This is a genomic window from Lysinibacillus sp. NPDC059133, assembly GCF_042755925.1.
Lineage (GTDB): Bacteria > Bacillota > Bacilli > Bacillales_A > Planococcaceae > Lysinibacillus.
Genome location: NZ_JBHZDH010000012.1, coordinates 4,310 through 30,561, shown reverse-complemented (window position 1 = coordinate 30,561; position 26,252 = coordinate 4,310). Strand labels below are relative to the sequence as shown.

The 26,252-nt window shown below is 36.1% G+C and carries 26 protein-coding genes and 1 pseudogene; 18 read left to right on the top strand and 9 right to left on the bottom strand.

All coding sequences use genetic code 11. The features are described from left to right. Positions 1-299 precede the first annotated feature (299 nt). Complete coding sequence (locus ACFXN8_RS08850; protein ID WP_386844413.1) at positions 300-2,288, top strand: S9 family peptidase; 1,989 nt, start codon at positions 300-302, stop codon at positions 2,286-2,288. 107 nt (positions 2,289-2,395) lie between these two features. On the opposite strand, the gene ACFXN8_RS08845 is transcribed toward ACFXN8_RS08850, so the two are convergent. From ACFXN8_RS08845 to ACFXN8_RS08835, 3 genes are all read right to left on the bottom strand, one after another. Further along, a complete protein-coding gene (locus ACFXN8_RS08845) occupies positions 2,396-2,938 on the bottom strand; it encodes a GNAT family N-acetyltransferase (protein ID WP_386844411.1) in 543 nt (180 codons plus the stop codon). Positions 2,939-3,587: 649 nt separating this feature from the next. Then, a complete protein-coding gene (locus ACFXN8_RS08840) occupies positions 3,588-4,784 on the bottom strand; it encodes a class I SAM-dependent rRNA methyltransferase (RefSeq protein WP_386844409.1) in 1,197 nt (398 codons plus the stop codon). A 63-nt stretch (positions 4,785-4,847) separates the two neighbouring features. After that, positions 4,848-5,765 (bottom strand): alpha/beta hydrolase, encoded by a 918-nt coding sequence (locus ACFXN8_RS08835; RefSeq protein WP_386844407.1) that lies wholly within the window; start codon positions 5,763-5,765, stop codon positions 4,848-4,850. Positions 5,766-5,937: 172 nt separating this feature from the next. On the opposite strand from ACFXN8_RS08835, the gene ACFXN8_RS08830 reads away from it, so the two are divergent. Next, the gene (locus ACFXN8_RS08830) at positions 5,938-6,417 is read left to right on the top strand and encodes a dihydrofolate reductase (RefSeq protein ID WP_386844405.1); all 480 of its coding nucleotides are present in this window, start codon (positions 5,938-5,940) and stop codon (positions 6,415-6,417) included. 623 nt (positions 6,418-7,040) lie between these two features. Beyond that, positions 7,041-7,487, top strand: coding sequence for an HIT family protein (locus ACFXN8_RS08825; RefSeq protein WP_386844403.1), 447 nt, complete (start codon positions 7,041-7,043; stop codon positions 7,485-7,487). 39 nt (positions 7,488-7,526) lie between these two features. On the opposite strand, the gene trhA is transcribed toward ACFXN8_RS08825, so the two are convergent. Continuing rightward, entirely contained in the window at positions 7,527-8,162 is a 636-nt protein-coding gene (trhA, locus tag ACFXN8_RS08820) for a PAQR family membrane homeostasis protein TrhA (RefSeq protein WP_376073882.1), read from the bottom strand. A 272-nt stretch (positions 8,163-8,434) separates the two neighbouring features. On the opposite strand from trhA, the gene ACFXN8_RS08815 reads away from it, so the two are divergent. The 7 genes and pseudogenes from ACFXN8_RS08815 to ACFXN8_RS08785 form a co-directional block, all read left to right on the top strand. Next, the gene (locus ACFXN8_RS08815; protein WP_386844401.1) at positions 8,435-9,277 is read left to right on the top strand and encodes a DegV family protein; all 843 of its coding nucleotides are present in this window, start codon (positions 8,435-8,437) and stop codon (positions 9,275-9,277) included. A gap of 161 nt (positions 9,278-9,438) precedes the next feature. Then, positions 9,439-10,389: a GDSL-type esterase/lipase family protein gene (locus ACFXN8_RS08810; RefSeq protein WP_386844399.1), complete on the top strand. Its 951-nt coding sequence runs from the start codon at positions 9,439-9,441 to the stop codon at positions 10,387-10,389. 4 nt (positions 10,390-10,393) lie between these two features. Further along, positions 10,394-10,969, top strand: a complete 576-nt coding sequence (locus ACFXN8_RS08805; protein WP_386844397.1) for a YpmS family protein — start codon at positions 10,394-10,396, stop codon at positions 10,967-10,969. Between the two features lie 12 nt (positions 10,970-10,981). Beyond that, positions 10,982-11,515, top strand: coding sequence for a peptide-methionine (S)-S-oxide reductase MsrA (gene msrA / locus ACFXN8_RS08800; protein ID WP_376073874.1), 534 nt, complete (start codon positions 10,982-10,984; stop codon positions 11,513-11,515). After that, positions 11,508-11,936 carry a peptide-methionine (R)-S-oxide reductase MsrB gene (msrB, locus tag ACFXN8_RS08795; RefSeq protein WP_386844394.1) on the top strand — a complete coding sequence of 143 codons (429 nt, stop codon included), beginning with the start codon at positions 11,508-11,510 and terminating at the stop codon, positions 11,934-11,936. Before msrA ends, msrB begins: the two co-directional genes overlap by 8 nt. A 403-nt stretch (positions 11,937-12,339) precedes the next feature. Next, positions 12,340-12,843 carry a DinB family protein gene (locus ACFXN8_RS08790; protein ID WP_386844392.1) on the top strand — a complete coding sequence of 168 codons (504 nt, stop codon included), beginning with the start codon at positions 12,340-12,342 and terminating at the stop codon, positions 12,841-12,843. A gap of 331 nt (positions 12,844-13,174) precedes the next feature. Then, a pseudogene (locus tag ACFXN8_RS08785) lies at positions 13,175-13,447 on the top strand (transposase); the annotation flags it as partial. A gap of 174 nt (positions 13,448-13,621) precedes the next feature. On the opposite strand, the gene ACFXN8_RS08780 reads toward ACFXN8_RS08785, so the two are convergent. Next, entirely contained in the window at positions 13,622-15,460 is a 1,839-nt protein-coding gene (locus ACFXN8_RS08780; protein WP_386844390.1) for a methyl-accepting chemotaxis protein, read from the bottom strand. A gap of 258 nt (positions 15,461-15,718) precedes the next feature. On the opposite strand from ACFXN8_RS08780, the gene ACFXN8_RS08775 reads away from it, so the two are divergent. The 3 genes from ACFXN8_RS08775 (at position 15,719) to ACFXN8_RS08765 (ending at position 17,441) form a co-directional block, all read left to right on the top strand. After that, positions 15,719-15,937, top strand: a complete 219-nt coding sequence (locus tag ACFXN8_RS08775) for a YozE family protein (protein ID WP_386844388.1) — start codon at positions 15,719-15,721, stop codon at positions 15,935-15,937. A gap of 113 nt (positions 15,938-16,050) precedes the next feature. Beyond that, positions 16,051-16,758, top strand: coding sequence for a purine-nucleoside phosphorylase (gene deoD / locus ACFXN8_RS08770; protein ID WP_370078833.1), 708 nt, complete (start codon positions 16,051-16,053; stop codon positions 16,756-16,758). Positions 16,759-17,138: 380 nt separating this feature from the next. Beyond that, on the top strand, positions 17,139-17,441 hold the full coding sequence (locus tag ACFXN8_RS08765; protein WP_386844386.1) for a YfzA family protein: 303 nt from the start codon (positions 17,139-17,141) through the stop codon (positions 17,439-17,441). A 205-nt stretch (positions 17,442-17,646) separates the two neighbouring features. Here ACFXN8_RS08765 and ACFXN8_RS08760 read toward each other — a convergent pair whose 3' ends face one another. After that, complete coding sequence (locus ACFXN8_RS08760; protein WP_386844384.1) at positions 17,647-18,180, bottom strand: hypothetical protein; 534 nt, start codon at positions 18,178-18,180, stop codon at positions 17,647-17,649. 773 nt (positions 18,181-18,953) lie between these two features. After that, positions 18,954-19,298 (bottom strand): DUF6176 family protein, encoded by a 345-nt coding sequence (locus ACFXN8_RS08755; RefSeq protein WP_386844382.1) that lies wholly within the window; start codon positions 19,296-19,298, stop codon positions 18,954-18,956. A gap of 462 nt (positions 19,299-19,760) precedes the next feature. On the opposite strand from ACFXN8_RS08755, the gene ACFXN8_RS08750 reads away from it, so the two are divergent. The 5 genes from ACFXN8_RS08750 (at position 19,761) to lpdA (ending at position 24,273) form a co-directional block, all read left to right on the top strand. Continuing rightward, the gene (locus tag ACFXN8_RS08750) at positions 19,761-20,648 is read left to right on the top strand and encodes a DMT family transporter (protein WP_376073857.1); all 888 of its coding nucleotides are present in this window, start codon (positions 19,761-19,763) and stop codon (positions 20,646-20,648) included. 262 nt (positions 20,649-20,910) lie between these two features. Then, on the top strand, positions 20,911-21,216 hold the full coding sequence (locus tag ACFXN8_RS08745) for a hypothetical protein (RefSeq protein WP_386844379.1): 306 nt from the start codon (positions 20,911-20,913) through the stop codon (positions 21,214-21,216). Positions 21,217-21,357: 141 nt separating this feature from the next. Next, positions 21,358-21,960: a TetR/AcrR family transcriptional regulator gene (locus tag ACFXN8_RS08740; RefSeq protein ID WP_386844377.1), complete on the top strand. Its 603-nt coding sequence runs from the start codon at positions 21,358-21,360 to the stop codon at positions 21,958-21,960. Between the two features lie 59 nt (positions 21,961-22,019). Then, complete coding sequence (locus tag ACFXN8_RS08735) at positions 22,020-22,892, top strand: alpha/beta hydrolase (RefSeq protein WP_386844375.1); 873 nt, start codon at positions 22,020-22,022, stop codon at positions 22,890-22,892. After that, positions 22,879-24,273: a dihydrolipoyl dehydrogenase gene (lpdA, locus tag ACFXN8_RS08730; RefSeq protein ID WP_386844373.1), complete on the top strand. Its 1,395-nt coding sequence runs from the start codon at positions 22,879-22,881 to the stop codon at positions 24,271-24,273. Before ACFXN8_RS08735 ends, lpdA begins: the two co-directional genes overlap by 14 nt. Positions 24,274-24,506: 233 nt before the next feature. Here lpdA and ACFXN8_RS08725 read toward each other — a convergent pair whose 3' ends face one another. Together ACFXN8_RS08725 and ACFXN8_RS08720 are read right to left on the bottom strand one after the other, a co-directional pair. Beyond that, complete coding sequence (locus tag ACFXN8_RS08725; protein ID WP_386844371.1) at positions 24,507-24,674, bottom strand: hypothetical protein; 168 nt, start codon at positions 24,672-24,674, stop codon at positions 24,507-24,509. Between the two features lie 1,132 nt (positions 24,675-25,806). Next, on the bottom strand, positions 25,807-25,962 hold the full coding sequence (locus tag ACFXN8_RS08720) for a YjcZ family sporulation protein (protein ID WP_376074493.1): 156 nt from the start codon (positions 25,960-25,962) through the stop codon (positions 25,807-25,809). Between the last annotated feature and the right edge of the window lie 290 nt (positions 25,963-26,252).

Sequence of the window (26,252 nt, the reverse complement as noted above, 5' to 3'; positions counted from 1 at the left end):
AAAGATAGATCGAATCACAAAAAATAACTCTGTTGTTTTTGCCACATATCCATCTCCTAATTAAATCTATTTTAAGAGATTCTTTTATTATAGCTAATGTAGTATAACATCTCTCTAGGAGTGCTCTCTTTATTGATGGGGATTTGACTTTCTACTTGCTAAAAAAATGGCGATTTAACTATGTCATTCCATGTAAATCATTTGATAAACAATTTCTTCTTAAAAGAAGGAATAATACTTAGGGCGTCGAAATATTGTACTAGGTAATGAAATTTTCACACAAAGGGGATAGGGAAATTATGACGTTGAAACAAGGGATGAAACCAGAAGATCTATATCAATTAAAATCAGTGGCAGATCCACAAGTATCACCTGATGGAACAGAAGTTGTATATGTACAGACTCATATTGATGAAAAGAAAAAGGACTATGTGTCTAATTTATTTTACATAAACTTGAATGATAAAAAACCGCAACAATGGACATTTGGTGAAGATAAAACGAATTCACCTGTTTGGTCTCCGGATGGCAGTAAAATCGCGTTTGTGTCAACGAGAAATGGCAAGCCACAAATTTTTGTTCTTTCAAAAGCAGGTGGGGAAGCGAAACAAGTTACGAATTGTAAAAACGGCGCGACCTCACCTGTATGGTCTCCATGTGGAAAGAACATCGCATTCTCAGTAAAGCTAGGAAAAAATGAAAGCATTTATGATAAAGCTGATAATGATAAGAAAGATGATAAAGAACTTAAACCAATTGTAATAGAAAAGATGAAATATAAGTCAGATGCTGCTGGGTTTATTGATATGGAGCAATTTTCTCAAATTGCAATCGTCAATCTGGAATCTGGAGAATTAGAGCTAGTGACGGAAGGAAAACATAATTTACAACTTGGTACATGGTCTCCAAACGGAAAATATCTTTCTTACACGGCAGACTTAACAGAGGATCTAGATTTTTCATTCATAAGTGATATTTACTTATTGGATTTAGAGACGAAACATGGTCGCAAGCTAACGGAAGGAACGGGGATGTTCTATCTTACTTCATGGTCTCCGAATAGCCGCTACGTAGCTTATGTTGGCAGTGAACGAGAATTTGAAAATGCGACACAAGCAAAGCTATGGATTTATGATTTGGACAATAACAATACGATATATGTAACGAGTGAATTTGACGCGCCAGTCGGTGATTTTGTTGTCGGTGATTTCCTGCAAGGTGTCGTTGCTCCGCGTGTACAATGGTTGGAGGATAATAAAAGCTTTTACTTCCAAGTGACAGACCATGGAAATACAGCTATTTATTTTGGCAATCTTTCTGGAGAATTATATCCAGCGATTAACGATGATCAGTATGTCTATGGTTTTTCACTTGATCATAAACATGACAAAGCGGTAGTCGCAATCAGCACGACTACAAATCCTGGCGATCTATTTTACGTAAATTTAAATACTGGTGAAAAGGAACAGCTTACGACAGTTAATGAAGAATTTTTAATGTCGAGAGCATTATCTGTTCCAGAAGCAATTGAATATGAAGGGGCAGATGGCTGGAAAGTAAGCGGTTGGATGATGAAGCCTATTGGCTATGAGGAAGGGGAAAAGTATCCACTTATTCTTGAAATCCATGGTGGACCGCACGCTATGTATGCCAACTCCTATTTTAACGAATTCCAAATCCTTGCTGCACAAGGTTATGCTGTTCTCTTTACGAATCCTCGCGGAAGCCATGGATATGGTCAAAAATTTGTGGATGCAGTTCGTGGCGATTATGGCGGCAATGATTATAATGATCTCATGGCCGCTGTTGATTATGCATTGGAGCATTATGATTTCATTGATCAAAACCGTCTTGGTGTTACAGGTGGGAGCTATGGGGGCTTCATGACAAACTGGATTGTCGGTCATACAAATCGCTTTAAAGCTGCTGTTACGCAACGTTGCATTTCTAACTGGATTAGCTTTTACGGCGTAAGTGATATCGGCTATTACTTCAATGACTGGCAAATCCAAGCGAGACTAGACAATATAGAGAAACTATGGAATCATTCGCCACTTAAATATGTAGACAATGTGGAGACGCCACTGTTAATTTTACACAGTGAAAAAGACTATCGCTGTCCAATTGAACAAGCAGAGCAATTATTTATTGCCTTGAAACATCGTAAAAAAGAAACTAAATTTGTTCGCTTCCCTGAATCCAATCACGAACTTTCTAGGAGCGGAAAACCAACGTTAAGAATCAATAGACTAGAATATATTAGGGATTGGTTTGTGGAATATCTATAAGAGAAAATTTGGTGGCCTAAGAGGTGAAAATACTTCTTAGGCCACCTTTTATTTTAAATTAAGGTGAAGGAACTAAATGGTTGGAAACATCTTTTTGAGAAACTGGGCTATTCATTAATTATTCCATAATACACCAAATCCTCGTATTTTCCGTCCTTAATGATATGTTCTTTTAAAATGCCTTCTTGTTTCATGCCAATCTTCTCCATCACTTTTCCTGAAGCGGGGTTTGTTGAAAAATATCGGGCAAACACTTTGTGAAGTTTCTTTTCTTCAAAAGCAAATTGAATAATCGACTGCGCCGCCTCCGTAGCATAGCCTTTTCCCCAATATTCCTCGCCAATCCAATAGGCGATTTCACCTTGATTAAAATGTTGATTATTCGATAATGCAATGGCTCCATATAATTCGCCGGTTTCCTTATCTGTAACTGCAAACTCATACGAAATATCCTGCATAAAATGATCGTAATGATGCTCCATCCACGATAAGGCATCATTTAAACTATATGGATAAGGTAGGTACATGGTGCTTTTGTAAATATTATAGTTATTACAAAGCTTAGCAACGGTTTCTGCATCGGATGTTTGAAATAATCTAAGAACGAGTCTTTCTGTTGTAATCAATAATTTTTCACGAACATATCCCATACAATCATCTCCATTTATCGATATTTGGTAGAAGCAGTTGAAAATCCTTTTTCTGTTTATTTGTAGAAGAGCATATACAGTAATCTTTTTGTTATGTTTACGAACCCAATATTTTAGCAAGGAATAAGTAAAATCCATAGAGACCGAAAGATGCAACACATAAGCAGATAACAAAGATGGACATAATGTTATCAAATGAACTATTTGTTTTATAATTCTTTAAAATAAATAATCCGAAAACGATTCCTAGTAGAAATAGTAAAGGCCAAAAATTAGAAATGACATTAAGTGAAAAAATAGCAGATGTTGAATTAATAAAATAAATTGTACAGATCAATCCAAAAGTTAATGAAGTCATTGTCATAAAGATTGAATTCATTTTTAAAAATCCCAATCTAATTCACACCTTCTTTAGTTTTCTTCCATTGTTTGCCGGCTCGTACCAGCAAAGTTGAAGATGACAAATGTTAAAACGTATGCGCCCAGTCGGAACAGAAACAAACCCTATGATATGGTTATAGAACAATAATTTGTAAATAACATTATATAACATTCTGAGAATTCGAACAATATAACAAAAGGGTTCATCTTAGTATTTCTGCCAAACAAAAAGACAGAATCATTAGGAAACGATTCTGTCTAGGTTCATTTAGTTAAGTTTTTTAATAAAAACAACCTTTAGGTAATTGAATTCTGGATATTCTCGTGTGGCACGGAAATCCTTTGGTAAGCTGTATTCTTCAACAATTTTATAGGCTGTTTTAGTTTCTTTAAAGGCTTGGTCAATAAAGCTCTTGAACTTTTTCATCCCAAAGCTTGCATTGTTTGTTGAGGCAACAATTATACCGTTTTTCTCCGTAATAGCGATTGTATCTACGAGTAATTTAGGGTAGTCTTTCGCAGTTGAGAACGTTCTTTCTTTCGTGCGTGCAAAGCTTGGTGGATCTAAAACAACTAGATCATATTTTAAATTGTGGCGCTGTGCATATTTAAAATAATGAAAGACATCCATAACTTTAATATCTTGTGATTCGTAGTCGATGCTATTAACACTAAATTGCTCAATTGTTTTGGCTAAACTACGCTTTGCCACATCTACACTAGTTGTTTTTATTGCTCCACCAAGTGCCGCTGCAACAGAAAATGCCCCCGTATAGGAGAACGTATTAAGCATATTTTTACCTTCTGCATAACGTTCGCGAATGGCAAGTCTCACTTCTCGTTGATCAAGGAAAATACCTGTCATGGCTCCATCGTTTAAATTGACAGCGTATTTCATATTATTTTCCGATACGATAATTGGGAATTCACCAGGCGTTCCCATGACAAAATCGTCCTGTTCCATATACTGGCCTTTCGTATCGAAACGTTTTTTCTCATAAATTGCCTTGTAGTCTACAGTTTCTGCAAGTGCTTCATATACTTCTTCTTTAAATGAATAAATGCCGGCGCTATACCAGCTCACCATATAGTAAGAATCGAAAAAGTCGATGGTTAAACCGCCAATGCCATCACCCTCGCCATTAAAGATTCGGAAGGCTGTTGTGTGAGGATTGTTGAAAAATGCTTCGCGATTTTGTAGGGCTTTTTTAAATTTTTTCATAAAAAAGGCTTTGTCTATTTTTTCGTTAGCATCGGTTGTTAGCACCCAACCAATACCTTTGTTTTGTATGCCGTAGTATCCTGTGCCAATAAAACGGTTATGAATATCCGTGAGTCTCAGTATTGCACCTTCCTCATTTGGAAGATGACGTGCATCAACTGCATCTTTTGAAATAAGAGGATAGCCTTTTTTTAATTGATTAGAAAATGGATTGTTAATTTGTAAAGCAATAGTTTGTGTCATGTTGTCATCCTTTAAAAAAACATTTTGCTCTATTATCGCATTATTTTATGCTGATAGACAAACTTATTTTACGAAATTAGCAATTTCTTCAGCTGTTTCAATCGTCGCTTGTTCGAAAAAATTCATTTTACTAAAGAAACTATGAATTAAACCGGTCATGTTTACATGTTCAACAGTCACTCCGGCAGCTGTAAGTTTTTGGGCGTATGCATGACCTTCATCGTAGAGAACATCTGCCTCTGCAGCAATAATGATCGTTTTTGGTAAAACACTTAAATCCTCAATCTGAAGTGGAGAAACAAGTGGATCCATATAGTTTTGTTCAGCTGTATAATGGCCCGCAAACCACTGCATTCCTTGTTTGTCTAAGCCAAAGTGTTCGCCGTATGCATTGTAAGAAGTCGTTGTAAAATCAACATTGACTACAGGATAAATAAGTGCCTGTGCTTTAATCACTGGTCCATTTAATGTAGCAGCTAAATAGGCAGCTACCGTTGCTAAGTTTCCGCCCGCGCTATCACCAGCGATTGTCAGATTTGCAGTATCTCCACCGAAATTTTGGATGTTTTTGCTAACCCACACTAAAGCGTCATAGGCATCGTAAAGCGGTGTAGGGAATGGGTATTCTGGAGCTAGGCGATAATCAACCGAGACAACGATTGCTTGTGCTTTTTCTGCTAGTAGCTGACAGCCTGCATCGGTAGAATCTACATTTCCAAATACCCAACCGCCTCCATGATAATAAACAATGACAGGCAGCTTTTTGTCTAAAATAGGTCTATAAATGCGCACATTAATTTGTGCGCCATCTCGAACTGTTATTTTTCTATTGTCAATTGCCGCAAGCTGTGGTGCGTGTGGTGACGTCCATTTTGGCACAACTCGAATGGCTCTCGCTTCTTGTGGTGTTAAATCATAGTATTGTTTAGAAGAATCACTTGCTTTAATATAACGGATCGCTTCATCTCTTAACTTCGTCATCTTCATCAATCCTTTAAATTTCTTTTATTAATCTTATTATAAACTATTCTTATAAAATTACTAGGATTTAATATCGGATAAGAAAATAATTTAATTTCTCAGCAGAAATAATCTGATTGTAAAGTGAAATTATGTTTATAATATAATGAACGATAGTATTTGGAGGGACAAGATGATTTCTTTAATTGTGGCACATGATAATAATAATGTGATTGGTTATGAAAATGGCATGCCATGGCATTTGCCTGGAGATTTAAAATATTTTAAAGATAAAACGATGGGGAAACCAATGATTATGGGGCGTAAAACATTCGAATCCATCGGTAGACCGCTTCCTGGTCGACGCAATATTGTCATTACTCGTGACGCAAGTTATCATGCGGACGGGATTGAAGTGGTGACAAGCTTAGAGGGTGCCCTCGCCCTTGCTGGGGATGTTCCAGAAATTATGATTATTGGCGGCGAGCAAATTTTCCGCTTATGCATGGATATCGCAGATCGCTTGTACATTACAAAAATCAATCATGCATTTAATGGGGATACATACTTCCCGGAATATGAGCAGGATTTTGTAGAAGTTTCCTCAGAGGAGCCAGAAACTGCACCAGAGGGTTACACATTCCAATATCAGATTTTTGAGCGTAAGAACTAAAGAAAATAGGTACTACGAAGCACGGTTATGCATGACCGTGCTTTTTTTAGTTCCTAAATAAAGGTGTTTGGAAATATTTGTAGAATAAATGATTGTAAAGCTCATCAGCATAACGTGGGGTTGATTTACGTTCCGGCTGAGCTCTTTAAATTCGATACGTCCATCGCAGTGCCGGAAGAGTCATCGAAGCGACAGAAGAGCAATCGAGCGACGGAAAGAAACGAAGAAGCGACGGAAAGGGCCACCAAAGCGACAGAAAGAAACGTCGGAGTGACGGAAGAGCAATCAAGCGACGGAAAGAAACGTCGAAGTAACGGAAAGAGCCACCAAAGCGACGGAAAGAAACGTCGGAGTGACGGAAAGAGCAATCAAAGCGACGGAAAGAAACGTCGGAGTGACGGAAAGAGTCGTCGAAGCGACAGAAGAGCAATCAAGCGACGGAAAGAAACGTCGAAGTAACGGAAAGGGCCACCAAAGCGACGGATAGAAACGACGAAACGACGAATAATTGACCTTATAATGGGGAAAAAACGCTTAACATTCCAATTGTTGAATCAAACAAAAGGGGAACATCTGTAAGAAAAATAACCTTATCAAATGGAGAAACGGTAGAAGTTGAATGTTTGAGCTGTGCAATTACAAGCGGACTCATCGAACCAGATGGGGGCGTAGTGATTGAAACAGACTATTTTCATGCCCATCAAGATGTTGCTTATCCGATAAAAGGATTAATCATCTTGGCTTCTAAGCGCCATATTAAATGTTTTGATGAGCTAAACGATGAGGAAAAAATGGATTATATAAACCTTTTATCTAAAATTAGAAAGGCTCAAAGGGATGTTCTAGGAATAGAATATGTTTATTATTTTTATAATGAAGATACGACACATCATTTTCATACTTGGATGGTGCCTCGCTATGAATGGATGTATGATTTTGGACGTTCAGTAGAATCGGTTAGACCTGTTTTACTTCATGCTCGAAATGAAATGAATAATGAAGAAGATATGCAAGAAATGATATGGGCAATAAAGGCATTAACGAAGGAATTAAAAGGTAATAACAAATAACAAAAATCGCTTCTTTTTTACGGAAGCGATTTTTGTTATTTATAAGTAAAAATAAACACAAGCATACATCGCGCCACATCCAGCTAGCACAAATAGATGCCAAATCGTATGATTGTAGGGAAGTGAACGCCATGCGTAAAAGAGCGCTCCAATCGTATAGAAAAGCCCACCTGCTAATAGTAAAGCAAAACCATGAAAACCTAAGAAAAGATAGACAGGTTTAACGGCAAATATAATCAGCCAGCCCATACCGATGTAAAAAATTAAAGAAAGCTTCTCAAATCGATTAATAAAAAAGCATTTAAAAATAACACCTAGTATCGCAAGTGACCAAATAATACATAATAACGTAATACCTAGCGTGCCACCAATTGCGATTAAAAGGAAAGGTGTATACGTTCCTGCAATTAAAATGTAAATAGAAGAATGGTCCAGAATGGCGAAAAAGTGCTTGTATTTTTCTGGCATGCTATGTAGCAACGTTGACATTAAAAATAAAATGATCACAGAGGCACCAAAAATAGTAAACGTAGTAATTTGGAGTGCACTACCGGTTTGTACAGCTGCTAAAATAAGAACAACTAGTGCTGGAATACTTGCGATAAATCCAATGCCATGTGTAATGGCATTCCACAATTCTTCCTTCCATGTTTTATAGTCAAAAGAATCAATCATATCGAACACTCCTTTCGTGTATACATTTACTATACCCCAATAATTTTCAACCTAGTATTTACATTTGTCATGTTTTCGACATCAAAAGTGTCATATAAATGTGAAATGCATGGGGACATTGTTAGACAAGGGCTTAACAAAGCGCTATAGTATCCAAGGTAACGATTTCATAATGGACTGCAATGAGTGAAACCTAATGACAAATGTCATGTTTACATAATGATTCATTAGTCTATATAATAAATTTTAATGAAGTAAAAGGATGTGTCGAAGTGGGACGAATTCATATAGTAACGGACTCAACTTGTGATTTAACAAAAGAAGAAGTAGCGCAGCATGGTATACATATTGTGCCTTTAACAATTCAAATTGATGATAAAACTTATATAGATGGTGTTGATTTAGAGCCACAACCTTTTTTAGGTTTAATGAAAAATGCTAAAAACCTACCAAAAAGTTCACAACCTGCACCGGGAAAATTTAAAGAATTATACGATGAGCTAGGGAAAGACGGAGATCAAATTATTTCCATTCATATGACAGGTAGTATGAGCGGAACAGTGGAATCAGCTCGTCAGGCAGCGCAAATGTCCGACTCCGATGTAACTGTAATCGATTCACGTTTTATTACCACAGGTCTAGCCATTCAAATTCGAGAGGCTATTAAAATGCGCGATGCAGGTGCTACTGTCGAGGGAATTATTAAGCGTCTTGAGAAAGTGCGCGAAAATACGTATTTATATGTTATTGTCGACACACTTGAAAATTTAATTAAAGGCGGACGAATTGGGAAAGGTACAGGGTTTATCGGTTCTTTGCTGAACATAAAAGTTATTGCAAACTTAGAAGGTGGCGCATACAATCCCGTATCCAAAGTACGTAGCCATAAACAGGTTGTGAACTACTTATTTAAACAATTCCAAGCTGACACTGCTGGAAAAACAGTAAAAACAGTTGGAATTTCTCATGCTGAGGGTCTAACAACGATGGGTGGACCTTTAAAAGAATTAATCGAGGGAACAGGTTTTAATGACGTAGAAATTAACTTTACTTCACCAATCATCTCGACACATACTGGCCCAGGTGCAATCGGTTTTATTTATTTTGCAGAATAATATATGAGAGCTACTACATAAATAATTGTAGTGGCTTTTTATTTTAGGAATGGTGCATGCCTCTTTATACGAAAAAAGCTGTAAACATACATTTTTACTCAATACTTAGGTATAGTCACTTTTCATTGCAGCATGAACTATTCTATAATAGAAGTAAGCAAATGATGGAAGGTGGTCAAATGAGCATTTGGCGAATAATAGTTTTGTCATGTTTGACCGTCTTAGTACTAAGTGGTTGTGCAATATCAATAGATGAACCGAATCCGCAAGCTGAACCAGAAGGGGAGCACGCAGGGACGGAGCAAGATATGAAACAGGATGAGCAACAAACAGAAAATGAGGAAAAAACCTCAAAGAATGTATTGACGCAAATTTTTGAACATTTTTTTGAGCCATCACCTGAGGATTTACGGAAAATTGATAATAATAACGCAAAGCAACTACATTACTTAGCACTCGGAGATTCTTTAACAGCAGGTGTGGGTGATGAGTATAGTAAAGACGGTTATGTTGGAAGATTAACAGATTCAATAAAAGCTTGGCCCTCTATTTCTGAGGTTGAAGTCGATAATCGAGGAAAAAGAGGAAGACGTAGTGATCAGCTATTAAAATTAGTGGAAAAAGGGCATTATGATGAAGAGTTGCAAAAAGCACAGTTCATTTCCATTACAATGGGTGGAAACGATGTCATGAAAATCGTTAAACACGATCTGTTTAATTTGAAACGAAATGCTTTTGATAAAGAATTGCGGGCGTATAAGAAACGCTATAGTAAAATTATTGAAGGCATACGAGAGAAAAATTCAACAGTGCCTTTATTACTTATCGGTTTTTATAATCCATTCTCGATCGTGACAAATGAAGCGAATGAATTTGATTCGATTATTACGGAGTGGAATAAAGTCATTGAGGACATAGCAAAGAAAGATAAAAATGCATGCTATGTATCAGTGGAAGACCTGTTTGATTCAAATAAAGAGCTCGTTTATCATACGGATTTCTTCCATCCAAATGCAAAAGGCTATGACAAAATGAATGAGCGAATTTTAAAAGCAATGGAGAAGTGTAACATGGAACAAAAGATTAACAAGGAAATAGGCTACGAGGAGTGACAAAATGAATAAGTGGAAATTTGCATTTTTTGCTTTAGCGGGCACACTGCTTTTTGCAATCCTCCTCGTCGTTTTTTTAGCAACTAGACCAGTAGATGGAGTAAATTTAGCGGAAAGTTCAAAAGCTGAAAGTGAAGTAAAAGGAAATGTACTTGTTGTGCAAACAACAAGGGAGGAATTGGAATCTATATCGAAGAAGTATTTAAAGGATGCGGGATCACCATTACCGTTGGACTTTACGATTGGTGACGATATTCAATTGAAAAGTACATTAAAGGTTTTCTATACAGAAATCGACATTTCTATGAACTTCGATCCGATAGTTGATGAGAAAGGAAATATTATTTTAAAACAGACAGGAATGAATGTTGGACTGTTAAATATTCCACCTGAGACAACCATGAAAATTATGCGAGACACGGTGGATTTCCCTTCATGGATTTCAATTAATCCAAATAAGGCAGAAATCTATATTGACTTATCACGCATTAACATTGCTTCAGGATCTCGTATCAAGGCAAAAGAAGTAGACTTGCCAAAGGATAAAATTTTACTAGAAATTATTGTTCCCGGTGAATAAGGAGTGAGATAAATGGCAAAGCAATACGCAACATTTGCAGGTGGTTGTTTTTGGTGTATGGTCAAGCCCTTTGACGAAACACCTGGCATTGAATCAGTAATTTCCGGTTATACGGGTGGACATGTTGTCAATCCAACATATGAACAAGTATGCTCCGAAACGACAGGGCATGTTGAAGCGGTGCAAATTCTGTTTGATGATGAGCTATACTCTTATGAACAATTACTCGCGACATTTTGGACATTAATTGATCCAACAGACGCTGGGGGACAATTTTATGATCGTGGAGAGTCCTACACAACCGCGATTTTTTATCACAATGATGAGCAACATGAGTTGGCTGAGCGTTCTAAAGCAGATTTACAGGCATCCGGTAAATTCGATAAGCCTATCGCAGTGAAAATTTTACCAGCAAGTTCGTTTTACCCGGCTGAAGGCTATCATCAATATTATTATAAAAAAAATCCAATGCACTATGAGCGCTATGCTGTCGGGTCTGGTCGCAAAGCGTTTCAGGAGACACACTGGGGGCTGAAAAATGAGTAAAGAACAACGTTTACAACAGTTAACGGACTTGCAATATTACGTGACACAGGAAAATGGTACAGAGCCACCGTTCCGTAATGAATATGACAAGCACTTTGAAGAAGGTATTTATGTAGATATCGTGTCAGGGAAGCCATTATTTAGCTCGCTTGATAAATTCGATTCGGGCTGTGGCTGGCCAGCATTTGCCAAGCCGGTTGAAAAGGAAGAAGTCACGGAGCATTTCGATACATCTCATGGAATGCGTCGCGTAGAAGTTCGAAGCAAAGAAGCCGATTCCCATTTAGGACATGTCTTTCCTGATGGACCAAGTGAGTTTGGAGGCTTACGCTATTGTATTAACTCCGCAGCACTCCGCTTTGTACCAAAAGAAGATTTAGAAAAAGAAGGCTATGCAGAATACCTTTCATTATTTAAATAACAACAACTCCTAGCAGGATAGATCGTGCTAGGAGTTTTTTATGGTTTTAAAATGTTTTTTGAATCGGTAGCGATGGAAAGAGCCATCGAAGAGACGGATCAATGTTGTTCTAAAAAAAGTTGCAAGTCGTACCATTTTGAAAAAAGTTTAACCGTTTGTAAAAAAGATGAACCTTTTATTGCACTGAATTTCAGTTTAATTTCCATTAATAATTGAAAGAAAATTTAGAAAAATAGGCTGACTATTTTAGGGAAATTGATATATAATTAACTATTGAAAAGGGGGAGTTTAACATGAGTACACTAAAAAAAGGGGTCGTAAAGTTTTAATTTTAAGAGAAGGACCATCTATTGACCCAAAAACTATGAATTCTTCTCTTAAATAACAAAGAGGAGTTTTTAACATGAGAGATTCGAGAATAAAGATGTTTGAATATAATGGATGGGCCAATAATAAGGTTTTTGAACATTTAAGCTCTTTGCCATCTTCAGTTCTTACTAAGGAAATTATGAGTGTTTTTCCTACTTTAAAAGATGTTTTAGTGCACATCTATGTAATAGACCTTGGCTGGCTTGATGCTATTAAAGGTCATGAAGACGATGATATAGAGGAACAGGCAAAAAAAGTGAAAAACCTCGCGGATACTACAAATGGTAAGAGCCTTAAGGAATTACGAGAGCTATATCATTCCTTACATTTAGAAATTCTAGATGAAATTGAAAACATTGATAATCTAGATGATGAGGTAAATGTTTATTTTGGTTATGCAAAGTTCTCTTATATTGACATTGTTAATCACATTGTAAACCATGGAACTTACCATAGAGGTAACCTTATAGCAATGCTTAGACAATTAGGGTATTCAGGTTGTCAAACTGATTACTCGTTATTTTTGTTTGAAATCTAAATAGATATTTAAACAGACACTAGATTTTTCGAGGGCACTGAAAAAGTCTATATCTTCTCACATTGCGAGGTATTCAACGATTAAATCGTTGAATACCTCGCTTTTTTCATTTGGCACTGTGACTCTACTGTTGTTTTCCGAAGCATTCCGCTCGCTTTCCGCGGGCGAGCGCCGAGCCTCCTCCTACGCTTCGCTTCGTGCGGGGTCTCGTCTGTCTCGCTTTCCCGCAGGAGTCGAGCGATGCTTCTCCAAACAACGCAATTTATCACACTATTTTTTTAGTCACGCTTTCCTTTAAAATAAAAGAATTAATGTGTAGGTGGTGCCCCCGATGATTTCAAATCAAGAAACCCTTAATTTAAGTCCATATATGGCGATCTACGATATTGTTGTGCCAAAGGATAATATACTTCGCCAAATCAATGAACTTGTTGATTTTTCATTCATTTTAGAAGAGTTAAAAACAAAATATTGTTTAGACAATGGACGTAATGCCATTCCTCCAATTCGTATGTTTAAGTACTTATTATTAAAAGCTATTTATGATGTATCAGACGTCGACCTTGTAGAGCGTTCAAAGTACGATATGTCATTCAAATATTTCTTTTAAGTAATGATTTAAATTCGTTAACATTGTCCTCTCCAAATTTTAACCTACTGTTTTTAGACACTACGATCTCCATTAATATACGGCGCTAGATCATGTATCTGCTTCATTAATAATGAACATCATTTAAACGATTTTTATAAACTACAATAGTAGCGATTCTGAGACACTTTAAACTTTAAATTCACTGACAAGATTTCGCAGACTATCTGCTTGTTGAGCAAGCTCTGTGGCAGCGGCATTAATTTCCTGCATGGATGCAGATCCTTGAGTTGCCGCAGCAGCAGAAGTGACTGTGTTGGTAGCTGATTGTTCAGCATAGGCATTCACATGGACAAAATCATTCGCTACAGCGTTACTATAATCAAGTGTTAGTGCAATTTTCTCCACCATAGTCGCGATAATTGTCGTCGTTTCTTTCGTATGCGTTAAAATATTGGTTAAAGATTGGTTTGTTTCATTCGTTACTTCAACGCCACGAATAACAGACGATACACCCTCGTGGTTTTGAGAGATGATGGATGTTACTTCGTCTTGAATGGACGTTACAATGGATGTTACTTCTTTTGCGGCAGTTTGCGATTGTACTGCTAGCTTTCGAACTTCATCAGCGACAACGGCAAAGCCTAGTCCGTGTTCACCAGCGCGTGCTGCCTCAATCGCAGCATTTAAGGCAAGTAAATTTGTTTGCTCTGAAATGGCAGTAATTGTGCCGATAATAGATGTTATGTCGGCGGATTTTCGACCAAGTGCTTCAACTGTGGTAGTCGTGGAGGCCATCGTTTCTTCTATAGCTTGCATAACTAATGAAGATTGTTGAACGGAGCGACTGCCATCATTAGCCGCTTGCTGCATAGCGAATGATGCACGCTGAACAGCATTTGCTTGCTCATTTAACTGGTGCACAGAATGCTCAAGATCACTCATTTTTTGTTGCGCGCTCGTCATACTTGAAATCGTATTCTCGCTATCGCATGCAATATCAGCTGTAGCATCTGCAATATTCTGTATAGTATGGGCATTTTCATCGGCTAAAGACATTAGCTCTTGGCTACTGCTGGAAACGTGGTCCGCCAGATTACTGACACGTTTCATCAAATTAGATATCGATTCAATCAGCGTATTGGTTGAAGCGGCAATAGTTGAGAACTCGTCATGATTACGAACTTTAACACGTCGTGTCAAATCGCCACCAGCTTGTGCAATATCGAGAATGGAATGGTTAATAGCCTGGGTATTGTTTCTTAATGATTTAAATAACATATAACCAAAAATGATAATGGCAATAAATCCAAGTATTGAAATGAAGAAGAAAGAAGTAATAGATAGTGTAACTTGCTTGTTAAGCTTATCTAATTTTGCTTTATTTGCATCATCCATAACCTCATTAATAGACTCGATATTTTTATCAATATACACCTTCATTGATTCTCCAGTACCGCCCATCATGAGCTTACGGGCTTGTTCGAGACCAAGTTCATCACGCATTGTCATGACCTTTTTAGAATATTCAAGGTAATTTTTATAATATTGATCAATTGCCTGTATATGACCTAACTCTAGTTCTCTTTCTGTAAACTGCTTTTCTAGGGATTTCATTTTTTTATCGATGGAATCAATTTTCATATTATAAGAAGTAGAAAAGTTCCCATTCCCGGTAATTAAATAGGCTTGTTCTAAATTGGTGAGCCTCGCAATTTCATACGCAAGTTGGTTAACGGTTAATTGTTCCTGAACGTTTTTCTCGGTAAAATCCTTCATTTGGCTTTGCAGATTTTGAATATTGATATACGATAATAAACCCATTGTGCCATTTATAACGATAAGGAGAGAAAATATAATAAGTACTTTGCCTCGGATTAAATGGTAAAAACGTTGTCGTTTTTCTTTGGTGTGAGGGAGATTATGCCTATTGCCTTCTAAAACATTTGCGTTCTTTTTTGAAAAGCTGTTTTTAAAGAGAGACGGGCGCTTCTTTACGGAGTTTCTGTATTTATGAGAGTTTTTCATCGCCATCACCTTCCTATTTTTGAATAGTTGATTTAAATTTTACCTTATTTTACTAGGTATTTCTATTCCTTTTTTCTAATAATTTTCATTTTTCAGATAAAAAATACATATTATTTTTCTGTGAGGAAAGTCCAGTGAAATTGTAAGTTTGTTCTACTAATTATAGTAGGAGAAAATACTTAATGGATATTTTTGTGACTATGAAGGTATTTTTTGATAAACTAGCGGAAAGTAGATGAGTAAGAAGGGGATTTAAGTATGAAAAAGAGCTTTTATTTGTATGTACTAACATTCAGAGGTGGGGATTGGTCAGATGCGAGGGTGCGATTTGCAGAGGAAGTGTTCAATGAGCATAATTTTCCGAAGCAGAGCATGGACTTTGATGAGCTTTCTTCCTATATCGAATCTTACGCCACAGATAACTTAAAAATAGAAGTATTTGATGAGTTGTGGTCATTATACGCAGATCTCGCATGACATAAGTTAAAACAATTAAATTTATTTCAAGTTGCTAGACGTCTAGCGTTGCGAAAATACGAGAAACACAGTATTATTTATAGTGATAACTGACAGAAAAGAGGGATTGCAGTATGAGTATTCATATTAATGCAAAAAAAGGCGAAATCGCTGACACAATTTTACTTCCAGGAGATCCATTACGTGCTAAGTACATTGCTGAAACGTTTTTAGAAGATGTTACTTGCTATAACGAAGTTCGTAACATGTTTGGTTATACAGGTACGTACAAAGGTAAACGTATTTCTGTACAAGGTACTGGTATGGGTGTGCCTTCAATCTCGATTTACGCTACAGAATTAATGCAAGAATATGATGTACAAAAATTAATCCGCGTAGGTACTTGTGGTGCAATTCAAAAAGATGTAAAAGTTCGTGACGTAATTTTAGCGCAAGCAGCAACATCTGATACACGTATGAACCAAATCATTTGGAACGGCGCTATCGATTTCGCACCGATTTCAGACTTTGATTTACTATTAAAAGCATACAATGCAGGTAAAGAGGCAGGTTTAAACTTACAAGTAGGTAATATCTTTACAGCAGATATGTTCTATTCTGATGAAAATCAAAACGAAAAATTAGCTCAATACGGCGTACTTGCTGTAGAAATGGAATCAGCAGCTCTTTACACATTAGCAGCAAAACATGGCCGTAAAGCACTTTCTATCCTAACAGTAAGTGACCACATTTTAACTGGCGAAGTAACAACATCTGAAGAACGCCAAACTACATTCAACGATATGATCGTTGTTGCTTTAGAGGCAGCGATTCAAGAGTAGTTGTATCAAGGATTTGGAGTTTGGAATAAATTCAAAGAGACTAACCCTTAAAGTCTTATAGTAATTGCCTGTTAGGTGACTGAATAACTCAGCGCCTAATGGGCTTTTTTATTTATTACAAATTATCGAAAAGGACACTTGCTTGAGCCTTTTGGTTATCTGATATGTGTGAATAGGTATTTAGTGTTTCGTTGACGCGTTCACCCAAATTTTAAGAGAATCTTTGTTTTGATTTTACATACTTCCTTAGCTCTGTCATAAGTAGCCTTGGGTTATGTGCAATACAACGAAATTGATAGGGGTATATAAAAAGTAAAAATATGTTTAATTTTGAAACTTATTCCTAAATTTTACGTATAATTATTAGAGGGGGATATAACTTGGCTAATAAACGTAAAAATTCAATTCCATTTTGGAAAAAATCGTGGGTAGTACTTATTTGTTCATTTTTATTGTCACAGATACTATTTATTACATTTGAAGTAACAGGGTGGATACCTAATTTGAAAGACATTGATGGAACTCTATTCGGAAGAATTGCTGAATCTTCAATTTTCAATGAGTGGTTTGCTTTCTATGACACAATACATTTTAATTTATTTACTGTCTTTTTTGGTATAGTACTTCTTGTGCCAGGAATAATAAATGCAATAATAGATATTTTTTCTTCGAGACTTAGATAGGTAAAGACATTCAAAAACTGTTATCGAGTAATAAATACGTATGCATTAGTTTATAATTGATAAAAGACCACTTTGTGTGTGGTCTTTTAAAATAAAAAAGGAATTATATATAATTCTGAAATGCTTTTGAAAAATCTGTAATGTGCTGAGCTTAGAGATAAAAATAATCTGAAGTAATAATGTAAACACCCTCTGTTAGGCTTGCTTAAAAAAAGCTGATATCGGGATCAGCGGTGTTATATTGTTTTGGGAATAGAAATCCTGTGGTGTATGATGAAAATTGACCATTTAATCGGAAAGCTTTTTCAATTTCAACTGCAGCGCGACGTGCGTCTTCTACAGACCTCTTTCCGGTAACGATGTCATTCATCAAGTTTAAAGCCATAAAATTCGCTGCTTCTTGATCGCATTTCGCAGAAGTTTCACCTGCCGTTCGGTCCGGATATAAGCTGCCATCAAACTTTGCTAAATCATCAAAAAATTGAACAGGTACTTTATAATCTATGGTTTGTTCCAAATAATCAAGATGGGGAGTAGGTGTGTTATGAGGAACTGTATCAAGATGAACAATCGTACGCTTCCAAGGACCATTGTTATACCAGATGATTCTTCTAGAACTTGCTTCATTTGGTAAACCATATTTATTTATTAACAAATAAACAGTATTTTTTGGTTCTCCAGTCCAGCTCTCCAAAATTTGATATAAATTTGGATGATAACCGCTTAACCCATAATACATTGATAATACCTCCAGATAGTTTTTTTATTATATGTTAAGTATTTGTACATAGTTACAGTGTAGTAAGTTGGAGAGTAACAACCAAAAATATTATGTTTAATTTACCTTCGGGTATGTACAATATGATTTTCACCTGTCTTTGTACAGTCTAAAAAAACGTTTCTCTAATTTGTCATATTGCAGTGTACAGTCGATAAAGATCGTATTGTTTGTAAAGCTAATGAATCAAAACGCCAACCATGTAATCTCACTCATACGCAAACCACAGATCATTACAGACTGATTTGTAATTGATGCCTGATGTAGAGATTAGGCATGATTGGTAAGACTTGTTGTATTTGTGTCTCGAATAACCCTGTTAAATCAGAATAGGAGTTCTATTCTAAATCCATGTCTACTATGATACTATAGGAAATATTGAGCTTAGAAATAACCCAAGATTCAAAAATTTTATCTATTTTCTTTTTAATTTCTTCTTTGTGCATATTCTCATCAATATCTAATTCTTCAAAAGTAAACGTTTCTCGTATTCTATCTTCATATTTAGTATCAACCGCAAAAGTAAAGTGAGTATGTACAATCTTAATGAATTGTTAAAAGCTATTGTAGAGGCATTGAACCAAGAGTAGAGGTAGGTTGACTAATCGTTGCTACAGAGCTATTTGTAGGGGGATTTAGGAATCAAAACATAGGGACTTGCAGATAGGAAGTTCAGTCCTAAACGCAAGTCCTATTCTTCTTAAACTAAATTCTACGTTAGTTTAAGAAAGTGCTTAATTCATAGAATTTAGTACTTTTTCAGGAATCATCACTACTTCAGTTTTTAAATCTACAGGTTTAAAAGTTTCATCAATACATTCATCCCAGTATTCAATGTGTTTTTTATCTATCCAATGTTCTGATTCATCGACATCCATTCCACCTGTTCCTTGAACAACATACCAATACAAATATTCTTCTCCATTTAACACTTCTCGAAAAATCGTTTCAACGTACATTTTCTCGCCTTCAAGGGTAACTAGAACATCTTCCATATTTTCATTCAAGAAAGCTAACCACTCATTTACTTTTTCTGTTTTACCTTGTTTCACTCGAAATCGTGTGCACTCAATATTCATTGTACTTTGTTCCTTTCTATTTTTTCTCTATATTAATACTACTACATTTTAACATAGTAAATTTTATTTTCATATTTTTCTGAATTTTGTTGTAGAGTCAACCGTAGAAATCTGATTGTCTATTTTTATTCCATTTTAATAGTAGCTGGAGTAGAATGGACCTGCATGATCCCGTATAAAGGCGAAGATATGAATGACAAGGTAAATAGGGGCTATCCTGAATCATTATTTTCTAGGTACGACAACATCACATCTGTAATTATATTGGAATAAATTCCGTTGCTTTGAGAAGTCTAACAAAATAGATGCAGGATATGAAAGAAACCTTTTTACAAACATAATATGCGATGATACTATATATTAGGCGATAATTTCAAATGGAGGAATTCTTTCCTAGAATGACTGGATATTCTCTTTAGATATTTCGTTAATTAAAGAAAGACAGAAGGTATAGTAAATAAAGTGACAAATCTAATGTATGTATTTTGTTTAATAGTATGGGGACTTAATTTTATTGCAGTGAAAATTCAAGGAACGCCAGTAAGCTTGGAATTATCCTTGACTTATCGACTAGTTATTACTGCATTTTTATTTATTGTACTAGTATTGTTTCTTAAGCCAAAAGGGATGCCTGCACGTAAAGATATACCTTTTATCATTGTGTTTGGTGTCTGTAACTTTGCTTTAAGTTACTTATGTTTATACTACGCAACAATATTAAGTTCAGCAGCAATTGTAACATTAATCTTTTCGTTAAAAGTGATATTGACGCCGCTAGCTCTTCGTATTTTCTTAAAAGAGCAACTACATCCTCGTGTTTTGTTTGGAGGAGTACTAGGAGTGTTGGGTGTTTGTGTTCTCATTTATCCTTCTTTAAGTAGTTTTTCTAGCTTAGCTGTTCTAAAAGGCATTTTGATTGCTCTTTTAGGTACAGTACTTACAGCTATTGGTGATGTAAGTTCTGCGAGAAACGCCAGAGTAAAGATTGACCCTATTTATTCGAATGCTATTGGTTTTACTGTTGGAAGTATTTTAATGTCAATTATTGTCTTGTTACAGGGGCAAAAGATCATCATTCCTACATCCATAACATACATATCAGCTTTATTGTACTTAACATTAATAGCATCTTTCTTAGCATGGCTATTTTATTTAAAGCTTGTTGAAAGAATAGGTGCTGCAAAAAGCGGGTACATGGTAGCTTTATTTCCGGTAATTGGAGGGATAGCCTCTGTTCTAATTGGAGAATCACCGCTTTCAATTTATTTGATAATAGGATGTCTATCTAGCTGTCTAGGTGCAGCTATAGCATTAGGGTTTAGAATTCCCCGTAGAATTAAACAAACGTAATTCTTATTTTTGAGACAACGTAAATGATATAAGGAATTATGATTATAGCAGGCCACCTCAGAAATGGGTGGCCTTTTTTATATGTTATTTCATTTGCTACTAGGCGACCCATTTAGGGCTACTGAGTTCATCGGACGTCCTTAGGATAGCGCCTAGTCGGAATAGAAATCAACTACACATGATGATGATGAGCTAAATATTATAGGTGGAAATAATTACTTGATTTGAGATATTATTAATCTGACGAAAGGGGAATTCTATTTTGAAAAAGACAATTAGTTTGTTCATTGCACTTCTTATATTCTACAGTTTATTTTTTTGGGGTAAAAGTGAAGTTAAAGCTACTTTTGTAGGGGTGATTGAAGAGATGATAAACGATCGGAAAGCAGTAGTTTATGTAACTGAATCTGAAAATAATGCGGTTTACGGAATTATTTATGTAAATTTAGCGAAGAATCCTGACGAAACATTTAAGGTTGGTGATAAAGTAAAAGTCGGTTATGACGGAACAGTGCAAGGTACAGCACCAATGGCGGTTACTACACTTACTGTTGAATTAGTTGAGTAATATAATAGTACTATGTAACGTTACTGATTCCGGACGCAATTATGCCGAGGCATAATTGATTTTCTGTTAAATAGTTCTTGAATTTGTATTCTAATTCCTATATATTAAAAGAGACTGAAAGGTATCTTTTTGGAGGTTTATATGAAAAAAGGTGAATTAACAAGGCGCAATATTATTCGAAAATCTGCTACGCTTTTTAACAAAAAAGGTTACATGACAACAACAATGAGTGACATTATTCAGGAAACAAATATTCAAAAGGGGGGGATATATCGACACTTTAAGGATAAAGAGCAGCTGATGGTCGAGTCTTTTCATTTTTCTACCGAAATAATGCAACATCATTTAAAGACGAGTGTTTCACAACACGAAAATGCAACGGACAAATTAATCGCATTTGTTGAGGCCTTTTTACAATTAAGTGAAGGAAAACCGATCGTAGGTGGGTGTCCTATTTTTAACGCAGCTATAGAAATGGATGATTTAGAAGAGAGTGCGTTACTGCCATCGATTAATGAAGCAATGGATATGATGATAAAGTGGATGATGAAAATTATAGAGGATGGAATGAAACATCAGGAGTTGAAGCAGTCAGTACAGCCATATGACACTGCGATATATATTGTGTCAACACTTGAAGGTGGACTCGTATTAGATCGATTAAAGAATGATGGGCAATTAACAAAGATCATAAGAAATAATTTGAGGCAATATATTTCAATGATTGCTACTGAGCGGCCATAAAGCCGTCTTTTTTAAAATCAAAAAGAGACCAAATGGTATCTTTTGTGGAGGGGATTATTATGAAATATTTATTATTTGTTGCTTTCATAGCAATTATATTATTTCTAAGGAGATATATCATTCTTCATATTTTTACACCGAAAATGAAAGAGGATAAAAAATACCCGAATGCGATTTATGAAAACATTGAAATAGAACTGGGTACTGGGACAATTCGAGGGTGGCTTATTAAAAGCGAGAGGGCAAGAGGTTGCTTTCTGCTGATTCATGGATGGAGCTCTAATAAATCAGACATGTTACGTTATGTGGATCCCTTATTAGCTAGCGATTATGACGTAATAATTGTGGATGTTCTTGGTCATGGGCAAAGTGATTCAATACAAAAACAAGTGAGTATTGCATCGTTTGTCCAAAGTATAACATCAACGATTGATTATGTGTTGGAGAGGCCAGATATTAATAGTAATGCAATCTATGTTTTAGGGCATTCGATGGGGGGGATCGCTGCAAGTATTGTGAATTCTACAGATTTGAGGTTAAAAGCACTTATTACAGATTCAATGCCTACATCATTAAAAAGTATTAGCAAATCAATGGCTGAAAAAGTAACAATACCTTATACTCCTTTTGGCTGGCTATTTGTCAGTTGGTTTTTATTACGAGGAGGTGTTTTTATGAAAGCTAGGAGAGAATGGTGTCTAGAAAAAATAGTAAAAAACCAACAGTCCCCAGCTCTTGCCGTACACTCTATTGAGGATAAAAAAGTGCCGATTTCAAATGTGGATGTTCTAATAAATAATAGCAACTTTAAACAAGTAATTAAGGTTGTAACAAAAGGTCACCATAATTGTGTAAAAGATAAATATTTTTGGGATAACATTTTTCATTTTATAGCAAGTAATGAGGGGGAAGTAGTAGATGAAGTATATTGATACACTTGTGATTGGTGCAGGTCCAGGAGGATATGTGGCGGCTATTCGCGCTACTCAAATGAAGCAAAACGTAACAATTGTAGAGAGAGAGTATTTAGGAGGAGTTTGCTCAAATGTCGGTTGTATCCCATCAAAAGTGCTGATTTCAGTAGGTCACCGTTTTGAACAAGCAAAGCATTCAGATGATATGGGTGTTGTTGCACAAGAAGTAAAACTTGACTGGACAAAAGTGCAAGAATTCAAAAAAGGCGTAGTTTCTAAATTAGTAGGCGGTGTTGAAGGTCTATTAAAAGGCAACAAAATCGACATTGTGAAAGGTGAAGCATACTTCATAGACGCAAACACTGTACGTGTAATCGATGGCGACAACGCACAAACTTACACATTCAAAAATGCTATCCTTGCAACAGGTTCTCGACCGGTTGAAATTTCAACATTCAAATTCACTAAACGCGTCATCAACTCGACTGATGCACTTTCTTTACCAGAAGTACCGGAAAAATTAGTTGTCATTGGTGGGGGTTACATCGGTACTGAGTTAGGTTCTGCTTACGCTAACTTAGGCTCTCAAGTAACAATCATTGAAGGCAGCAAAGACATTCTAGCTGGATTTGAAAAGCAAATGACACAAGTTGTGAAAAAAGGCTTAAAGAAAAAAGGCGTAGAAGTTGTTGTTGGCGCATCAGCAAAAGGTGTGGAAGAAAATGAAAACGGCGTAGTTGTAACGTATGAAGCTGGCGGAGAAGAAAAAACAGTTGAAGCTAACTATGTATTAGTAACTGTAGGCCGTCTTCCAAATACAGATGAAATGGGACTTGAAGCAGTAGGCATCGAATTCGCAGAACGAGGTTTACTAAAAGTAGACAAACAATGCCGTACTTCAGTATCAAACATTTATGCAATTGGTGATATCGTATCTGGTCCACAGCTTGCACATAAAGCATCTTACGAAGGTAAAGTAGCTGCAGAAGCAATCGCTGGCGAAAAATCAATCGTAGATTACTTAGCAATCCCAGCTGTATGTTTCACTGATCCAGAACTTGCAACTGTTGGTTACAATGAAGAGCAAGCAAAAGCAGAAGGGATCGAGGTGAAAGTAGCAAAATTCCCATTCGCAACAAACGGTCGTGCGCTTGCATTAAACCAAACAGAAGGCTTCGTGAAGCTTGTTGCGCGTAAAGAAGATGGCATATTAATCGGTACTCAAATTGTTGGTGCTGGCGCATCTGATATGATTGCTGAATTAAGTCTTGCAATCGAAGCGGGTATGACTGCAGAAGATATAGCATTAACAATCCATACTCACCCAACTTTAGGTGAGATTACAATGGATGCTGCTGAGGTAATTATGGGGAGGCCAATTCATATTGTGAAAGCATAGTAGATATATTTTGAATACCGATATGATGAAACTATCTTATAGGTTTTTTATTTACTATAATTCATCGAATAAAGCACCTGCCTGAGCCTTTTATTTGTGGGTAGGTGTTTCCTATAGACAGCAAGTAAGAAGCAAATATGTGATAGAAGCCATAAAAGGTGATAACAGGTAAGCGATGTTGATACACGAAATCATTCTAGTGTTTGCTCTTTTGTTCTTCATTTATTGACTTTTCAGAGGGATACAAAGCCATGTAAAAGTGTATACTTTTCATAAAAATTACGTACATCGGGGGCTTCTTCTGTTAAAAGAACCTTTTGGTGAACATCTTTATATTTTTCTAAAATATGATTCATCATATCAGCCGCAATGCCTGCCGCTACCGCTACGCTTTCGCGCAAAAAACATCTGTAGGCCTAAACACAAAGCCGATTCAGGACGCACTTATGCCGAGGAATAATTGATTTTATCTTCTATCTACACTGAAATTGTAACATAGACAGGGTGGCGGTTTGTTAGAGAAATGGAAAAAATCTGTGAATGGGATTGATTTTCACCCAAAAACAGCAACGAGGATACACGTAAAAAGTTGTATGAGCTGCGCGCTATGGACGCAAAAACAACCATTGTGTTTTATAACGCTGAAAGATAGACCAGTGCAATTTATACGAATTATCTGGAATGTCGAAAAATTTGTAGGAATGATGATTGTTCTTTTGTTTGTAAGGCGAAGAGGGCGCATATTGGTGAGCATATAGGCATTTGCGTAGACTGTTAATCCATAAATAGCATAACCTATATCGAAATCGAAAGGAGGAAAAAATATGCGATACGATTACGGGCATGATAGTTATGGGGGACAACATGGTGGCAGACATCCGTATTACCCGGTTTCTCCAACCCATTATTATCCGACTCAACATTATCCAACCCATCATTACTACCCAATGCATTACTACCCAACACATCCAACCCATCATCGCCATCCGCACCATCACCACCCACAACACCACTATCCGAACCCACGTTATTACTAAAAAAGAAACGAAAAGATCTTTATAAGAGTCGTCGTTCCTGATTTATTTAAATAGTTGTTTTACCAGGTACAAATGGAGTACCTTGTTTTTCGAGTGTGTGAAAAGATGAAATCACATGTAACTATTGTTTATATTTATGAAAGGGTCATTGGAGGAAAGTGATCCTTAACGTTATGAAGGTATAGGGATAACTTAGTATTCCTAGCATTAAAGGGTGGTATTGGGTATTATTAATAATAAATAAAGCTAGTGCCAACAATACTTATGAATAAACTGTAAAGAGAGAATAATTGTTGGTACTAGTTAATGGCAATGATAAGATTTTATTTTGGTGTTTAATGGGGAAGTATGGAAAGATCGGACATTGAGCAAGGTATTGATATAAATAGATTGGCAATGTTAAAAAGGTCACTCTGCGAAAGTGACCTTGAATGAAGTGGTATAAGACTGAAAACATCCCTGTTTATTATTTTCTAATAGCTCAAACTTTTAAAGATTAATACATGAATGTAGCGCCGACTATAATTAAAAGAATGAACAGAACAACAATTAGAACAAATGCTGAACCGTTATTGCCACCTCCATAGCTATAACCTCCGTAGCAACAATTGTTGTTGTAATTGTTGTTGTAATTGCCACTGAACCATCCCATGATGCATTCCTCCTTTCTACATCTATAATATGTATCGTTACAGAAAGTGGAGAGGTATTTATCCAACAAAGCATGTTAGAATTATAAATTTTGGAAAATAATACTTTGAGAAAAAAAGGGCCACCGTTTGGAAGTGACCCTCAGTAACAATTCAAGGCGGTGTAAGCTAAAAAATTAGCTTATTATATTATTATGATGAGATAACTACTTTTGTATAGTGGATTGCCTTAGGAATTAATTTATAAATTTAAATGTAAAAAATCCACCATGCAAACAGGGATTTCTATAAG

Bases quoted from the DNA above. Each gene is read 5' to 3' on its own strand.
- ACFXN8_RS08755 (WP_386844382.1), bottom strand. From the start codon at position 19,298: ATGAATATTGAGTGCACACGATTTCGAGTGAAACAAGGTAAAACAGAA.
- ACFXN8_RS08740 (WP_386844377.1), top strand. From the start codon at position 21,358: ATGAAAAAAGGTGAATTAACAAGGCGCAATATTATTCGAAAATCTGCT.
- ACFXN8_RS08850 (WP_386844413.1), top strand. From the start codon at position 300: ATGACGTTGAAACAAGGGATGAAACCAGAAGATCTATATCAATTAAAA.
- ACFXN8_RS08835 (WP_386844407.1), bottom strand. From the start codon at position 5,765: ATGACGAAGTTAAGAGATGAAGCGATCCGTTATATTAAAGCAAGTGAT.
- ACFXN8_RS08735 (WP_386844375.1), top strand. From the start codon at position 22,020: ATGAAATATTTATTATTTGTTGCTTTCATAGCAATTATATTATTTCTA.
- ACFXN8_RS08805 (WP_386844397.1), top strand. From the start codon at position 10,394: ATGAATAAGTGGAAATTTGCATTTTTTGCTTTAGCGGGCACACTGCTT.
- ACFXN8_RS08845 (WP_386844411.1), bottom strand. From the start codon at position 2,938: ATGGGATATGTTCGTGAAAAATTATTGATTACAACAGAAAGACTCGTT.
- ACFXN8_RS08720 (WP_376074493.1), bottom strand. From the start codon at position 25,962: ATGGGATGGTTCAGTGGCAATTACAACAACAATTACAACAACAATTGT.
- ACFXN8_RS08790 (WP_386844392.1), top strand. From the start codon at position 12,340: ATGAGAGATTCGAGAATAAAGATGTTTGAATATAATGGATGGGCCAAT.
- ACFXN8_RS08780 (WP_386844390.1), bottom strand. From the start codon at position 15,460: ATGAAAAACTCTCATAAATACAGAAACTCCGTAAAGAAGCGCCCGTCT.
- ACFXN8_RS08775 (WP_386844388.1), top strand. From the start codon at position 15,719: ATGAAAAAGAGCTTTTATTTGTATGTACTAACATTCAGAGGTGGGGAT.
- msrA (WP_376073874.1), top strand. From the start codon at position 10,982: ATGGCAAAGCAATACGCAACATTTGCAGGTGGTTGTTTTTGGTGTATG.
- ACFXN8_RS08840 (WP_386844409.1), bottom strand. From the start codon at position 4,784: ATGACACAAACTATTGCTTTACAAATTAACAATCCATTTTCTAATCAA.
- lpdA (WP_386844373.1), top strand. From the start codon at position 22,879: ATGAAGTATATTGATACACTTGTGATTGGTGCAGGTCCAGGAGGATAT.
- msrB (WP_386844394.1), top strand. From the start codon at position 11,508: ATGAGTAAAGAACAACGTTTACAACAGTTAACGGACTTGCAATATTAC.
- deoD (WP_370078833.1), top strand. From the start codon at position 16,051: ATGAGTATTCATATTAATGCAAAAAAAGGCGAAATCGCTGACACAATT.
- ACFXN8_RS08760 (WP_386844384.1), bottom strand. From the start codon at position 18,180: ATGTATTATGGGTTAAGCGGTTATCATCCAAATTTATATCAAATTTTG.
- ACFXN8_RS08830 (WP_386844405.1), top strand. From the start codon at position 5,938: ATGATTTCTTTAATTGTGGCACATGATAATAATAATGTGATTGGTTAT.
- ACFXN8_RS08810 (WP_386844399.1), top strand. From the start codon at position 9,439: ATGATGGAAGGTGGTCAAATGAGCATTTGGCGAATAATAGTTTTGTCA.
- trhA (WP_376073882.1), bottom strand. From the start codon at position 8,162: ATGATTGATTCTTTTGACTATAAAACATGGAAGGAAGAATTGTGGAAT.